This window comes from uncultured Methylobacterium sp. (assembly GCF_964244095.1).
Classification (GTDB): domain Bacteria; phylum Pseudomonadota; class Alphaproteobacteria; order Rhizobiales; family Beijerinckiaceae; genus Methylobacterium.
On record NZ_CAXTHR010000110.1, the window covers coordinates 1 to 13963 of the forward strand.

Genomic DNA, 13963 nt, shown 5'->3' on the forward strand with positions numbered 1-13963 from the left:
GACGTCTCCGGGTCGAGGGCGGAGGTCGCCTCGTCGCAGAGCAGGATCTCCGGACGGCTGACCAGTGCCCGCGCGATGGCCACCCGCTGCTTCTGCCCGCCCGACAGCCGCGAGGGATAGGTCTCCGCCTTGGCCTCAAGCCCTACCAGACGCAGCGCCTCGTCCACCCGCGGGCCGATCTCGGCGCTCCGTGCGCCGGCGACCACGAGGGGCAGCGCCACGTTCCCGCGCACGGTCTTGGCCGAAAGCAGGTTGAAGTGCTGGAAGATCATGCCGATGCGGCGCCGCAGGGCCACGAGCCCGGCCTCGTCCAGCCTCTCGATTGGTGAGCCGTCGACCAGCACCCGGCCCGAGGTCGGCGCCTCCAGCCGGTTGACGGTGCGCAAGAGGCTCGACTTGCCCGCGCCCGAGCGGCCGATGATGCCGAGGATCGCCCCGGCGGGGACGTCGAGGTCGACGCGGTCGAGCGCCTGGACCTCGCCGGCCGCGGAACTGTAGGTCTTGGAGACCGCCTCGAACCGCACGGTGCCGGCCGTTCGCCCCGCGGTCCCGGCCGAAGCGGCGGGGACGACGCGCACGCCCGCCCCGGCCGCCACCCATCCGTCGGTCTCGCGGATGCTGTCGAAAGCCAGGTCGGCCATCAGTTCAGCCACGCCAGCACATAAAGCTTGTCGCTGTTGGCGAAGGACTTGTGGATCTGCTTCTTCACCGCCTCCGAGATCTGGAAGAGCTCCACGAACTTCCGGATCGTCGCGTCGTCCTTGCGCGCCGCCTTGGTGACGAAGCTCACCGCGAAGAGCTTGTCCTCGATGCCGGTATAGACGAGGGCGCTCGTCGGGTCGAAGGTCCCGGCCGCGACGATGAAGTGCGGATAGCCCTGGGCGAGATCGACGTCGCCGGTGATGCGGGCGAGCTGCGGGCCCTCGACCTCGGTGAACTTGAGTTTCTTCGGGTTCTCGGTGATGTCGTCGAGCGTGCCGAGGAAGCCGACGCCGTCCTTCAGCTTGATCAGCCCGGCCTTCTGGAGCAGCAGCAGGCCGCGGCCCTGGTTCACCGGATCGTTGGCGATCGCTATCTTGCCGCCGACCGGGACCGTGTCCAGGCTCTTGTGCTTCAACGAATAGATCCCGAGGTTCTGCAAGATGCCGAGGCCGACGATCTCGAAGTCGTAGCCCTTCTGCTTCTCCGCGTTCTCCATGAACGGGCGATGCTGGAAGAAGTTCGCATCAATGTCGCCGGCATCCAGCGCGACGTTCGGCGTCGTCCAATCGCTGAACTCGATGACCTTGACGTCGAGACCCCGGGCCTTGGCCTCGACGGCCGCGACGTTGACGGCATCGGCATAGGCGCCCGGCACCACGCCGATCTTCAGGCTCTCCGCCCGGGCGGCCATCGCGCCGAGGGTGAAGGCGGCGACGGCGATCAGTCTCAGGACTCGCATCACGGGAACTCCGGCGTGTGACGGCTCAAGGGAGCCAGGGAAGGCTGTAGAGGGCGGGATTGTTGGCGTAGGCGGCGTCGATCCGCGCCCGCACGGCCGGCGAGGTCTGGTAGATCGCGACGAACTTTGCGATCTCGGGGTCGTCGGTGTGGTCGGACCGGACCACGAACCGGATGGCGAAACGGAGGTCGCCGACACCCGAATAGACCAGCGCCTTGCCGGCGAAGTCGCCCCGGCCGGCGTTGACGTAGTGGGCCGGGTAGCCCTGGGCGAGATCGACGTCCGAGATCGCGCGGACGAGCTGCGGCCCCTCGATCTCGACGAAGGTGAGCTTGCGCGGGTTGGCGACGATGTCGTCGAGGGTGGCCTTGGCGCCCACCCCCGCCTTGAGCCTGATCAGCCCGGCGGCTTCGGCAAGCGCCAGGCCGCGGCCCTGGTTCACCGGATCGTTGGCCAGCGCGACCTTGGCCCCCTCGGGCAAGGAGCCGACGCTCGGATGCCGCTCCGAGTACAGGCCGATATTGGGCAGGATGCCGAGGCCGACGCTTTGCAGCTTGAAGCCGGTTTCCTTGACGGCGTTGTCGAGGAAGGCCTGATGCTGGAAGTAGTTCAGGTCGAGGTCGCCGTTGGCGAGCGCGACATTGGGCGTCGTCCAGTCGCTGAACTCGACCACCTGGACATCGAGCCCCTTCGCCTTGGCTTCCGCCGCCGCGACCTGGATGGAATCGGCGAGGGCTCCGGGGGTCACGCCGACTCTCACGCCTGCGAGTGCGGGCGCGGCGCCGAGCGCCAGGAGCAGCGCAACCAGCAAGGTGGACGACATACGGTGGCGGCGCCATGGGAACGCGACCGCGGCGGTCGGTGGGCAGATCATCAGGAGGGGCATGGTCGCCTTCGAATTCCCGAAACCCCGCTTGAGGCTTCCCCGCAGACGGAAGCGCCCGAAACGAATGCTGCGGCCTCCTTTTCCAGACGCCAACCGCAACCGATTCAGACTGAATCTTTGATGGCAACGTCTAGATCAACTCAGCCTCGCCGAACATTCCAAAAATACCTGCCTTGCAACAAGAATGATCCCTTCTCGGCGGAAAACGAGGAAGCTTGATCCTATGCGAATGCCTCCGGATGCGGTCATCCGCACCGCTGCCGGCACCGCCCGGCTCACGGGCGAAAGCGCCTTCGGCACCATCCTCGAAGCCGTTCACGCTCTAGAGCCGTGCCCGACCACGTTGGGTCGGGTCACGGCTCTAGACCCTTGTTTAACGCGCACTTTCGCGACGAACCGGCATCCACTTCGTCGGAGTGCGCTCTAGTTCCAGGGCAGCAAGGCCTCGATGCACCGGGCCCGATAGGCCGATAGGCGCGCGAGGACGTCGGCGAGCCAAGCGCGCGGATCGGCGGCGTTGAGCTTGGCGCTCTCGATCACGGTTTTGGGCGTTGTCGTCTCAGAGGTAGCGGCGATGACGACACGTGAGGATGCCGCGAACCGGGCGCACGAACTGGATCGGATCGGTGTCCGGTTCGGCAGGATCGAGCCGCGCCGGCGGACGGTTGACGACGGCGAGGACAGTCGGGGGGAGCGGCCGCGACGCTGCACATTGCTGTCGCCGTCATGCCGTTCGCATCACTGCCATGACGGCTCGTGACGATGCATACGGTGGAAGCCAGCCGCGCATCGCTGCCTTGAAAGCGGCTTCGCTCACGCTCGAGAGGTCGTGGTGCGATGTCCATCGCCTCGGCCAGGGCCGTCACGGCTCGGCTCATTCGGCAAGATGGTCGCGCAGGGTGGCGCCCGTGTAGTCGCGCCGGACGAGGCCGCGCGCCTGCAACAGGGGGACGACCTGCTCGACGAAGTCGGCGAACGTGTCGGGCAGGAAGGCCGGAGAGATGACGAACCCGTCCGCGGCGCCGCTGTGGAGGATGTCGGACAATTCGTCGGCGATGTCCTGCGGCGTCCCGACGAGGCGCGGGCACATCACGCCGCGGCCGTAGATGCGGCCCGCATCGGCGATGGTGATCGGCGCGCCCGCCGCAATGCTCTTCAGCGCCGCGAGGTTGCCCTGGCTGCCCGATGCCTGGATCGATGCCACGTCGGCATCGAGCGCAAGCATCGAGAGGTCGGCATTGGCATGGCCGGCGAGCGTCGAGAGGCCGACGAGGGGATCGACCAGCGAGTCGTGCAGGTCGCACAGGTCCTCCGCCTCGGCGCGGCTCGCGGCGATGAAGGGCATCACCGCCATCATCACCTTCGTGGCGTTCGGGGCGCGCCCCTGGGCGGCGAGGCTTGCCGCGACATCGGCCTTGAAGATACGCATCCGCTCGAGGTTCGGCTGCAGGGCGAAGATCACTTCGGACCAGCGGGCTGCGAAGGCCTTGCCGCGCCCGGACGAGCCGGCCTGGATGATCACCGGCCGTCCCTGCGGCGAGCGCGGGATGTTCAGGGGCCCGCGCGAGCGGAACCAGGCGCCCGCGTGGTCGATGTGATGGACCTTGGCCGGGTCGGCGTAGATGCCGCGGGCCCGGTCGAGGACGAGGGCGTCCGGCTCCCAACTGTCCCAGAGCCTGAAGGCGACCTCCATGAACTCGTCGGCCCGGTCGTAGCGCTCGTCGTGGCCGAGATGCTGGACGTTGCCGAAGTTGAGCGCCTCGCCGTCGTTCATCGACGTCACGACGTTCCACGCGGCCCGGCCGCCGGAGATATGGTCGAGGGTTGCGAATTCCCGCGCGACGCTGTAGGGCGCCTCGTAGGTGGTCGACCGGGTCGCGCCGAGCCCGATATGACGCGTGACCGCGGCCGCCGCGCCGAGGATCGGCAGCGGGTCGAGCCGGGTCGCGTCCTGGTCGCCGTGCCGGATCCCGACCACGTGGCTACAGCCGTACCGGTCGGCGATGGCGAGCCGGTCGGCGAAGAACATCAGGTCGAACCGGCCGCGCTCGAGGATCTGCGCGATCTCGACGTAATGCCCGAGGCTGAGGAAGGGCGTTTCGTGACGCGGGTTGCGCCAGATCGCGTGGCTGTGCACGACCGGCCCGGCGTTCATGAAACCGCACAGATGCATGATCTTGTCGGGCATCGTTTCTCCTCATCCCGTCTGCAGGGCATGCGCGGGCCCCGCACGGGCAGGCTTTCGCGAGCCCACGCCGTCGGCCGACCGGCACGAGGTCCGGATCGACCGTCGATCGTCAGCCGATCACGTCGACGATCCGGTTCTTCCCGCCCTCGATCACCTGATGCAGGAAGGAGCGGTTGAGTTGGTCGCCCTGATCGTTGAAATCGCAGGTGGCGCCGGCCCCGACGAAATCGATGTCGCGGCCGAGCCGGACGAGTGCGAGCGCCTTGACCACGTCGTCGACCGCCTCGCCCGGCGGGTTGCAGACGGGCCGGATCGATTTCGCCCAGACCGGCGCCTCGGTGCTCCCGGCATGTTCCATCGCGAGCGCCGTCACGCAGACCTGATCGTACATGTTGCCCGCGAACAGGAAGACGGTTCCTTCGGGGGCACCCATCGCCGAGACGAACCTCTTGTAGGAGGCCCCGTTCAGCGGCGGGGCGGGCTGCAGGTGATGGATGCCCTCGGCCACCTCCGGGCTGACGCTCTTCAGGAAGGCGCCGTCGGCATCGGCGCCGGTGCCGAGCGCGAGCACCTTGGACCGGAAGCCGCCGCGATAGATCTCCTTGGCGATCGCCACCATGTCGGTGAGCAGGGCTAGGACGAACACCGCCTCGGGCTCCGGCCCGAACGCCTTCTGGACCTCAGCGCGGTAGGAGGCCTGGTCCGGGTTGTACATCACCACGTCGGTGACGGTGCCGCCGAGCTTGGCCATCTCGGCCTTGAACGGCTCGACCATCGCCACGATGAACGGGTTCTGCTGCGCGAGGAGGGCGACCTTCCTCACGCCGAGATCCTTGAGGATCCTGGCGCCGGCCGGGCCCCATTGCGTGCTCTTGGCCTGGAAGCGGTAGACGAGGTTCTTGGTGTCGCCCTCGGTGATCGCGGGGGCGGCGGCCGAGACCATCTGGACCTTGTTGGCGGCCACGATCAGCGGTTTTGCCGCGAGCGAGGGCGGGCTGCCCCAGAACCCGCCGACCATCTCCACCCGGTTGACCTCCAGGAGCTTGCGCGTGGCCGTCACGCTCGCCGTCGCGCTGGTCTCCTCATCCTCGATGAAGAGCCTGAGCTTGCGCCCGCCCAGGATGCCGCCGGCCTCGTTGATCGTCCTGGTGGCGAGGTCGGCCGCCTTCTTCATGTCGGGGCCGTAGGGCCCCGTGGCGCCGGTGAAGGGAATGACGAAGCCGAGCGGGATCTCCGCGCCCTCGGCCGCCGCGCCTCCGGCGGACCGGATCACGAGGGGGCCGAGGCCGAGGCCGGCCAGGAGACGACGACGGTTGAGGATGGGGAGGAGCACGGTCTCATATCTCCTGGGGTGAGGCGGGCGGGCCGTGATCGGCCGCATCGACGCGCGAGGCTGCCGGCGGCGCGTCGGCCCGCCCGGCATCCGCGAGCAGGGACGCGGCCGTGCGCCGAGGCTCGCGCAGGAGGCCCTGCGGGCGCAGCAGCAGCAGCGCGACGATGCCGACGCCGACGCCGCCGAGGCGCAGGGCCGCGATCTGGGCGCCGTCGAGCGCGGGGATGAGGTCCTTGAGGAAGCGCGTCCCTTCGAGGAGCAGCATGATCGTGCCTGCGCCGATCAGCAGGCCGGGATTGGAACCGCGCCCGCCCGCGATCACCGCCATGAAGGCGTAGGAGGTCGTGATCGCGGTGAACTGCGAGGGATCGATGTAGGTCATGTGGAAGGCGTGCAGGGCGCCCGCGAGACCCATGACCGCGCCGCCGACGGCGAAGGCCTTGATCCGCAGGATCAGGACGGGCTTGGCCAGCGAGGCCGCCACGACGGGGTCGTCGCGCACGGCCCGCAGCACCCGGCCGAGGGGCGAGCGCACCAGGGCTTCGAGGACGAGGTAGACGATCGCCACGAGCGCCAGGGCGAAACCGAGCAGGGCGAGGTCTGCGTGCTGCGGCGCGACCAGACCGGAAAACGGCCGCGCGATGCCGGCGATGCCGAGGGCGCCGCCGGTCAGCCAGTCCTCGTTGAGGAGCACGAGGCGCACCGCCTCGCCGAAGCCCAGGGTGACGATGGCGAGATAGTCGTCGGCGAGCCGGATCGACAGCAAGGCGATGAGCACGCTGAGGAGCGCAGTCGAGGCCGCCGCCGCCAGCATCGCCGGGAACCAGCCGGCCACCGGCGTCAGCAGCGCGGTCGCGTAGGCCCCGAGGGCGACGAAGCCGACCACGCCGAAATTGACCAGGCCGGCGCAGCCCCACTGGATGTTCAGGGCGAGCCCGACGAGGATCGCGATCGCGACGATCACCAGGACGGTGACGAGATAGGCCGTCATTTGCGCAACGCCCGCGCACCGAGGAGGCCCTGGCTGCGCACGAGGAGCAGCAGGAGGATCATCGCGAAGCCGACCGCTTGCCGGTAGCTCGTCGGCACGACGAGGGTCGCGAGTTCCTCGGACAGCCCGACCGCGAGCGCGCCGAGCACCGCGCCGAGCGGACTGCCGAGGCCACCGAGGATCGCGGCGGCGAAGACCGGGATCTGGTAGCTCCAGCCCACCAGCGGCTCGACGGCGCGGTCGAGGGCCGCGAGCACGCCGGCCAGGCCGGTGAGGCTCCCGATGATCGCCCAGGTGAGCCGCACGATCGACGCGCGCTCGATGCCGCGCGCCGCCGCCAGCGTCGGGTTGTCGGCCACCGCCCGCATCGCGCGTCCCAGCGGCGTCCTGCGCAGCACGAGGTGGAGCAGGATGAGGCATCCGAGCACGGTCACCGCGGTGACGATCTGCTCGTGGGTGATGCGCAGGCCCGCCCAGCGCAGGGGCCGCGCGACCGCCACGTCGAGGCTGCGCGTGGCGTTGCCGAAGACGAAGCGGCACAGGTTCTCCAGGATGAGCGACACGCCCATCGAGGCGACCATCAGCGCGATGGAGCCCTGCTCGCGCAGGCGGCCGAAGACGGTCACGTCGAGCACGACGCTGACGAGGGCGACGGCGGCGGCAGCCAGGAGCGCGGCCGCGACGATGTGGATGCCGAGCTGCGTGTTGAAGACCCAACCGGCGTAGGCGCCGAGCGTCAGGCCGCCGCCCACCGCGAAGTTCGGGAACTTGAGGATGCCGAAGGTCAGGCTGACGGCCAGCGCCGGCAGGGCGAGGAGGAGGCCGCTCACGACGCCGTTGAGGAGGAGCTGGCCCATCATGCCGCCCTGGCGAAGAACAGGTCGGCGAGGTCGGCCGGCCGGATCTCCCCGGCCGACGCTTCGAGGCTCTTGCGCCCGGCCACCAGCACCACGACGGTGTCGGCGATCCGCAGGGCCGCCCGCACGTTCTGCTCGACCAGCAAGATCGAGGTGCCGGCCGCCCGGACCCTGGCGATGGCCTCCATCGTCTCGGACACGAAACGCGGCGAAAGCCCTGCCGAGGGCTCGTCGAGGATCAGCACCTCGGGATTGGCAAGGAGCGCCCCGGCGAAGGCGACCATCTGCCGTTGGCCGCCCGACAGGTTGCCCGCGAGCGTGCGGGCGCGGGCGGCGAGTTCGGGAAACAGCGCGAGCACGCGCGCCTCCTGCTCGGGACCGGTGCCGGCCCGGCGCCGGAGGAACTCGGTGGCGAGCTGCATGTTCTCGCGCACCGTGAGCGTTGCGAAGACGTTCTTCTCCTGCGGCACGTAGGCGATGCCCGCCGCGACGCGGCGCGCCGCCGACAGGCCGGTCACGTCTCGGCCGGTGACGCGGATCGAGCCTGCACGCGGCCGCAAGAGGCCTGCAAGGGCCTTCACGAAGGTGGACTTGCCGGAGCCGTTGGGACCGATGATCGCCAGGATCGTCCCGGGCGGCTGATCGAGGTCGATGCCGTGCACGATGTCGCCGCCGCGCCCATAGCCTGCGCGCAGGCTGCGGACCGACAGGGCGGAGACGGGCGCCGCGCCGCTCATGCCGCCAGCCCGAGATAGGCTTCGACGACGCGGGGATCCGCGGTGACCTCCGCGAACGTGCCGGACACGAGAGGGCGCCCCTGCGCCAGGACATGGACGTGATCGCAGACTTCGCGCACGAGGTGCATGTCGTGCTCCACGATGATGAGGGTGAGGCCGGCCGCGCGCAGGTCGCGGATCAGGCCGATGATCTCGTCGAGAAGCGGCGGCGAGACGCCGGCGGCCGGCTCGTCGAGGCAGAGGACCGCCGGATCGAGCATCAGCGCGCGGGCGAGGTCCAAGAGCTTCCTCTGCCCACCGGACAGGGAGGCGGCGGGGGCATCGGCGAGGCGCCACAGCCCGATCCGATCGAGGAGCGCACGCGCCCGGACGGCGCGCGTGCGCTCCTGCGCCTCGACCGCACCCCGCCGGAACAGCGCGCCGAGGATGGTCTCCCCGATCTGGTCACCTGGCGCGAGGAGCAGCGTCTCAAGGACGGTGAGGCCTGCGAGATCGCGCACGATCTGGAAGGTGCGCACGATCCCCCGCGCCGCGACGGCGTGCGGCGGCAATCCGGTGATGGGCACGCCCCGGAACAGCACCTGCCCGGAATCCGGCGGCACGAGGCCGCACAGCACGTCGAGCAGCGTCGTCTTGCCGGCCCCGTTCGGACCGATGATCCCGGTCACGCAGCCGGCGGTGATGGTCAGCGAGCAACGATCGAGCGCGGTGGCGCCGCCGAACGTTTTCACGATCTCGCGGATCTCGATCGCCGCCGTCACGCCTGTCGTGTCTCCCTACAAGTGAAAACGGGGCGGAACGGCCAGCGAACATCCGCGCCGCATGCCTTTTCATCGAGCATATATGCGCAAGAACCGATCAAAGATGCGACTTATCCGTGCGCGCTGCGATCTCCGTTCCACGAAATCTATGCTTCACCAAAACCGCAGACAAATTTATAATGTTTTGCCTGAAGCAAAGTCCGGCTTATGACGCAATCACACATCCTGGACCTGTCGCTGCTGCGGACCTTCGTGCTGCTCGTGGAGGAGCGCAGCGTCACGCGGGTCGCGCAGCGCCTGCACAGGACGCAGCCGGCGATCAGCCTCCAACTCAACCGGCTCGAGCAACTCGTCGGGCGTCGTATCTTCGAGTCCGACCTCCGGCGCCCCAGGCTGACGGCCCAGGGCGAGACGCTGCTGACCTATGCGCGCAGGCTCCTCGACCTCCATGACGAGGCCCGCGTGCACCTCTTGTCCGACGCCGTCTCCGGCCGGGTGGTGCTCGGGTGCCCCGACCTCTACGCAGCCTTCCTGCTGCCGCGGACCCTCGCGCGCTTCCAGGCAGCCTATCCGGCCGTCGAGGTCACGGTGCGCTGCACCCTCAGCCGGCAGGTGGCGCAGGCGATGGAGGACGGGACGATCGACGTGGCGATCGCCACGCGGATGCCGGATGTGCGGCCGCGCATCCCCAGCATCGCCCTGCTGCGGCGGGAGCGCCTGGTCTGGCTCGGCGCGGACGGGGGCTCGGCGCACACGCGCGATCCGCTGCCGATCGCCATGCTCCCTGAGGGCAACCTCTACCGCGACCACGCGCTCGCGGCGCTCGCCCGCAAGGGGATCGTGTGGCGGATCGCCTGCGTCTCGGAGAGCATAGCGGGTCTCCAGGCGATGGCGCTGGCCGATGCGGCCGTGATCGTTCTGGCGCGGAGCGTCGAGGTCGCCGGCTTGCGCCGGCTCGGCCGCGCCGATGGAATGCCGCAGATGCCGGACGTGGATCTGATGCTGTGGCAGCGCCAGCCCGGCCGCTCCTCCGCAGCCGATCATCTCGCCTCGCACATCGCGCGCGATCTCGGGGAACACGGCGTTTCCGGACCCGACGCATCGGTCGCCGACTGACCCGGAATGTGTCGTCTCCCGGTAATTACGTCCCCTTTGCGCGGGTCGGATTTCACTGATCCCCTCGTTGGATGGGCTGAAGCGATCTTGAGCGGCTGAGCCGCGAGGAGCTGATCGAACTGGTGCTGCGGCTGCAGCGTGCGGCGAAGACCCCGCACCTCGCCGAAGCCGCCGGCGTCGGACCACAAGGAGCGACGGGAGCAATCCAAGCCCTGCGGGGCCAAGCCCGGTCACGAAGGCCATAGCTGCCTATCTCAAGACCTTCCGGGCGATGTCCTACGAGCGGCTGCAGGCGGCCCTGTCCGACCTGTTCGGTCTGACGCTCAGCCAGGGCGGGCTGATGAACCTGCTCCGTCGTGCGCAGGGCCGCTTCCGTCCCGGTCGCGAGCCCGTTGGGGCCCAGGCACCTATTCTGCCTATGAGCTCTCCACCGCCGCAACCGCCCCAAGATCCTCAGAACATTTCGTCAACCATGATCGACGGCTCATGCCTGTCCCCGCTTTACATGGAACAAAACAAGAACAAAGATCGCCCGGTCAATGGCGAGGCGGGGCCTATGCTCAAGCGGATGTTTCTGACTGGGATGATGGAGTTCATGGCCTTCGGGCTGCTCGCCGGGGCTGTGGCGGCCTGGGGCGTAGCCTTGGCGCCGATCCGGTGATCGTCGCCCTATCGCGGTGTTCGACGCCGGTCGCGCGGCTCCGCGGTCCACAGGAATCGCCGGGCGGTAAGCCTGCGGCGCGGGAGGCACAACGCGGTGGATATCGGCGATCGGCCCCGCCCGGCCATCGACTCTTAACCGCGAAGGCCGGATCGTGACGGTCCCCAGGCAAGGTCCCCCATGGCGCGACAGCTCAAGGAGGTTGGATTCGTCCACCTCCACGTCCACTCGTCCTACTCCCTCCTCGAAGGCGCCCTGAAGGTCGGCGACGTCGTCAAGGCCGCGGTCGCGGACCGGCAGCCGGCGCTGGCGCTCACCGACACCGACAACCTCTTCGGCGCGCTGGAATTCTCGGAGAAGGCCGCGGGCGCCGGCATCCAGCCGATCGCCGGGATGCAGCTCACGGTCGCCTTCGAGGCCGCCGACCCGATGGCGCGGGGCGCGCTGCCGCCGGGCGGCATCGTGATCCTGGCCCAGGACGAGACCGGCTACGGCAACCTCCTGCGGCTGGCGAGCCGCGCCTATTTCGACAACGGCCCGGGCGAGGCGCCCCGCGTCTCGGCGGCGGCGCTCGCCGAGTCGGCGGCCGGGCTGATCGCGCTCACCGGCGGCTTCACCGGCCCCCTCGACGCGGCGTTGCGCGCCGGCCGGCCCGACCTTGCCGCGGCGCGCCTCGATTGCCTGCGCACCGCTTTCGGCGAGGCGCGCCTGTACGTCGAGCTTCAGCGCCACGGCCGCGACGACGAGCCCCGGATCGAGGCCGAACTGCTGCGCATGGCCGACGCGGCCGGGCTGTCGATCGCCGCCGCCAACGAGCCGTTCTTCGGCAAGATTGACGATTACGACGCCCACGACGCGCTGCTCGCCATCGCCGACGGGCGCCTCGTCTCGGACGAGCGCCGGCGCAGGCTGACCCCGCGCCACGCCTTCAAGACGCGGGCCGAGATGGTCGCGCTGTTTTCCGACCTGCCCGACGCCCTGCAGGCGACCGTCGAGATCGCCATGCGCTGCGCGGTCCGCGTCCGCACCCGCAAGCCGATCCTGCCGAATTTTTCGCGGGTTGCCGCGGGAAGAACCGCGCCGATGGCCGACGCCCCGGCGCAGGCGTCGGATGCGGTCGTGACGGACGTCGCCGCCGACGAGCCGACGGAGCTGCGCCGCCAGGCCGAGGCCGGGCTGGAACTGCGGCTCAGGCAGCACGGGCCGGCGGACGGCTTCACCGAGGCGACCTACCGCGAGCGCCTGGCCTTCGAGCTCGACGTGATCGTCGGCATGAACTTCCCGGGCTACTTCCTGATCGTCTCGGACTTCATCAAGTGGGCCAAGGACCACGACATCCCGGTCGGCCCCGGCCGCGGCTCGGGCGCCGGCTCGCTCGTCGCCTACGCGCTGCTGATCACCGACCTCGACCCGCTTCGCTTCGGCCTGCTGTTCGAGCGGTTCCTCAACCCCGAGCGCGTCTCGATGCCGGATTTCGACATCGATTTCTGCGTCGAGGGCCGCGAGCGCGTGATCAGTTACGTGCAGGCGCGCTACGGCGAGGCCCAGGTCGCGCAGATCATCACCTTCGGTACGCTCCAGGCGCGCGGCGTGCTGCGCGACGTCGGCCGCGTGCTGGAGATGCCCTACGGGCAGGTCGACAAGCTGACCAAGCTCGTGCCGCAGAACCCGACGAACCCCGTGACCCTGGCCCAGGCGATCGAGGGCGAGCCGAAGCTGCAATCGGCGATTCAAGAGGAGCCGGTCGTCGCCCGGCTGATGGAGATCGCCAGGAAGCTCGAAGGCCTGCACCGCCACGCCTCGACGCACGCCGCCGGCGTCGTCATCGGCGACCGGCCGCTCGAACAGCTCGTGCCGCTCTACCGCGACCCGAAGACCGGCATGCGCGTGACGCAGTTCAACATGAAGTGGGTCGAGGCCGCAGGGCTGGTGAAGTTCGACTTCCTGGGGCTGAAGACCCTGACGATGCTGCGCTGCTGCACCGACCTGCTGAAGGACCGCGGCATCGACATCGATCTGGCCTCGCTGCCGCTGGATGATGCCAAGACCTACGCGCCGATGGGCCGCGGCGAGACGGTGGGCGTGTTCCAGGTGGAATCGGCCGGCATGCGCAAGGCGCTGTGCGAGATGCAGGCCGACCGCTTCGAGGACATCATTGCGCTGGTGGCGCTGTACCGGCCGGGCCCGATGGCCAACATCCCGGTCTATTGCGAGCGCAAGCTCGGGCGTGACGCCGGCAACGAGGCGGCGTGGTACCCGCATCCCAAGCTGGAGCCGGTCCTGCGGGAGACCTTCGGCATCATCGTCTACCAGGAGCAGGTGATGGAGATCGCCAAGCTGCTGGCCGGCTATTCGCTGGGCGAGGCCGACATGCTCCGGCGCGCCATGGGCAAGAAGATCCGCAGCGAGATGGATGCCCAGCGCGATCGCTTCGTGAAGGGCTGCGTCGAGCGCGGGCTGACGACGCCCAAGGCCAACGAGATCTTCGACCTCCTGGCGAAGTTCGCCGATTACGGCTTCAACAAGAGCCACGCGGCAGCCTACGCGCTGCTGACCTACCAGACCGCCTACCTCAAGGCTAACTACCCGGTCGAGTTCCTCGCCGCGGCGATGAACCTCGACATCGACGTGACCGACAAGCTCGCCGAATTCCGCCAGGACGCCCAGCGCCTCGGAATCGTCGTCGAGCCGCCCGCGATCAACGCGTCCGGCGTCACCTTCGCGGTGCAGGGGGGCAAGATCCTGTACGCGCTCGCCGCGATCAAGGGCGTCGGCCGCGAGGCGGTGCGCTCGATCGTCGAGGCGCGGGGCGAGCGCCCGTTCAAGGATCTGGCCTGCCTCGCCCGCCGCCTCAACCCGCGCCACGTCAACAGGCGCACCCTGGAGAGCCTCGCCGCCGCGGGCGCGTTCGACGCGCTGGAGCCCGACCGCGCGCGCGCCTTCGCCGCCGTCGAGCCGATGATGAAGCTCGCCCAAGGGGCGGCCGAGGCAG

11 protein-coding genes and 2 pseudogenes are annotated in these 13963 nt (G+C 69.4%); 3 read left to right on the top strand and 10 right to left on the bottom strand.

Annotated features, from left to right (window positions below; all coding sequences use genetic code 11):
• From ACFE86_RS16140 to ACFE86_RS16185, 10 genes and pseudogenes are all read right to left on the bottom strand, one after another.
• Nucleotides 1–641 (bottom strand): methionine ABC transporter ATP-binding protein (locus ACFE86_RS16140; protein WP_375456347.1); only part of this gene is annotated, 641 nt, incomplete at its 3' end.
• On the bottom strand, nucleotides 641–1441 hold the full coding sequence (locus ACFE86_RS16145) for a MetQ/NlpA family ABC transporter substrate-binding protein (protein ID WP_375456348.1): 801 nt from the start codon (nucleotides 1439–1441) through the stop codon (nucleotides 641–643). The genes ACFE86_RS16145 and ACFE86_RS16140, both read right to left, overlap by 1 nt.
• A gap of 25 nt (nucleotides 1442–1466) precedes the next feature.
• Nucleotides 1467–2264, bottom strand: coding sequence for a MetQ/NlpA family ABC transporter substrate-binding protein (locus tag ACFE86_RS16150; protein ID WP_375456349.1), 798 nt, complete (start codon nucleotides 2262–2264; stop codon nucleotides 1467–1469).
• A 486-nt stretch (nucleotides 2265–2750) separates the two neighbouring features.
• Nucleotides 2751–2870 (bottom strand): annotated as a pseudogene (locus ACFE86_RS16155) (transposase domain-containing protein); the annotation flags it as partial.
• A 331-nt stretch (nucleotides 2871–3201) separates the two neighbouring features.
• Nucleotides 3202–4515, bottom strand: a complete 1314-nt coding sequence (locus ACFE86_RS16160; protein WP_375456350.1) for an LLM class flavin-dependent oxidoreductase — start codon at nucleotides 4513–4515, stop codon at nucleotides 3202–3204.
• Between the two features lie 109 nt (nucleotides 4516–4624).
• Nucleotides 4625–5848 (bottom strand): ABC transporter substrate-binding protein, encoded by a 1224-nt coding sequence (locus ACFE86_RS16165; protein ID WP_375456351.1) that lies wholly within the window; start codon nucleotides 5846–5848, stop codon nucleotides 4625–4627.
• 4 nt (nucleotides 5849–5852) lie between these two features.
• The gene (locus ACFE86_RS16170) at nucleotides 5853–6839 is read right to left on the bottom strand and encodes a branched-chain amino acid ABC transporter permease (RefSeq protein WP_375456352.1); all 987 of its coding nucleotides are present in this window, start codon (nucleotides 6837–6839) and stop codon (nucleotides 5853–5855) included.
• Nucleotides 6836–7696 (bottom strand): branched-chain amino acid ABC transporter permease, encoded by an 861-nt coding sequence (locus tag ACFE86_RS16175; protein ID WP_375456353.1) that lies wholly within the window; start codon nucleotides 7694–7696, stop codon nucleotides 6836–6838. Before ACFE86_RS16175 ends, ACFE86_RS16170 begins: the two co-directional genes overlap by 4 nt.
• Complete coding sequence (locus ACFE86_RS16180; RefSeq protein ID WP_375456354.1) at nucleotides 7696–8433, bottom strand: ABC transporter ATP-binding protein; 738 nt, start codon at nucleotides 8431–8433, stop codon at nucleotides 7696–7698. Before ACFE86_RS16180 ends, ACFE86_RS16175 begins: the two co-directional genes overlap by 1 nt.
• Nucleotides 8430–9194, bottom strand: coding sequence for an ABC transporter ATP-binding protein (locus tag ACFE86_RS16185; RefSeq protein ID WP_375456355.1), 765 nt, complete (start codon nucleotides 9192–9194; stop codon nucleotides 8430–8432). Before ACFE86_RS16185 ends, ACFE86_RS16180 begins: the two co-directional genes overlap by 4 nt.
• A 207-nt stretch (nucleotides 9195–9401) precedes the next feature.
• Between ACFE86_RS16185 and ACFE86_RS16190 the strand changes: the two genes are divergently transcribed.
• The 3 genes and pseudogenes from ACFE86_RS16190 to dnaE form a co-directional block, all read left to right on the top strand.
• Nucleotides 9402–10310, top strand: coding sequence for a LysR substrate-binding domain-containing protein (locus tag ACFE86_RS16190; RefSeq protein WP_375456356.1), 909 nt, complete (start codon nucleotides 9402–9404; stop codon nucleotides 10308–10310).
• Nucleotides 10311–10405: 95 nt separating this feature from the next.
• A pseudogene (locus tag ACFE86_RS16195) lies at nucleotides 10406–10698 on the top strand (IS66 family transposase); the annotation flags it as partial.
• A 453-nt stretch (nucleotides 10699–11151) separates the two neighbouring features.
• The coding region (dnaE, locus tag ACFE86_RS16200) for a DNA polymerase III subunit alpha (protein ID WP_375456357.1) at nucleotides 11152–13963 on the top strand (2812 nt) is incomplete at its 3' end.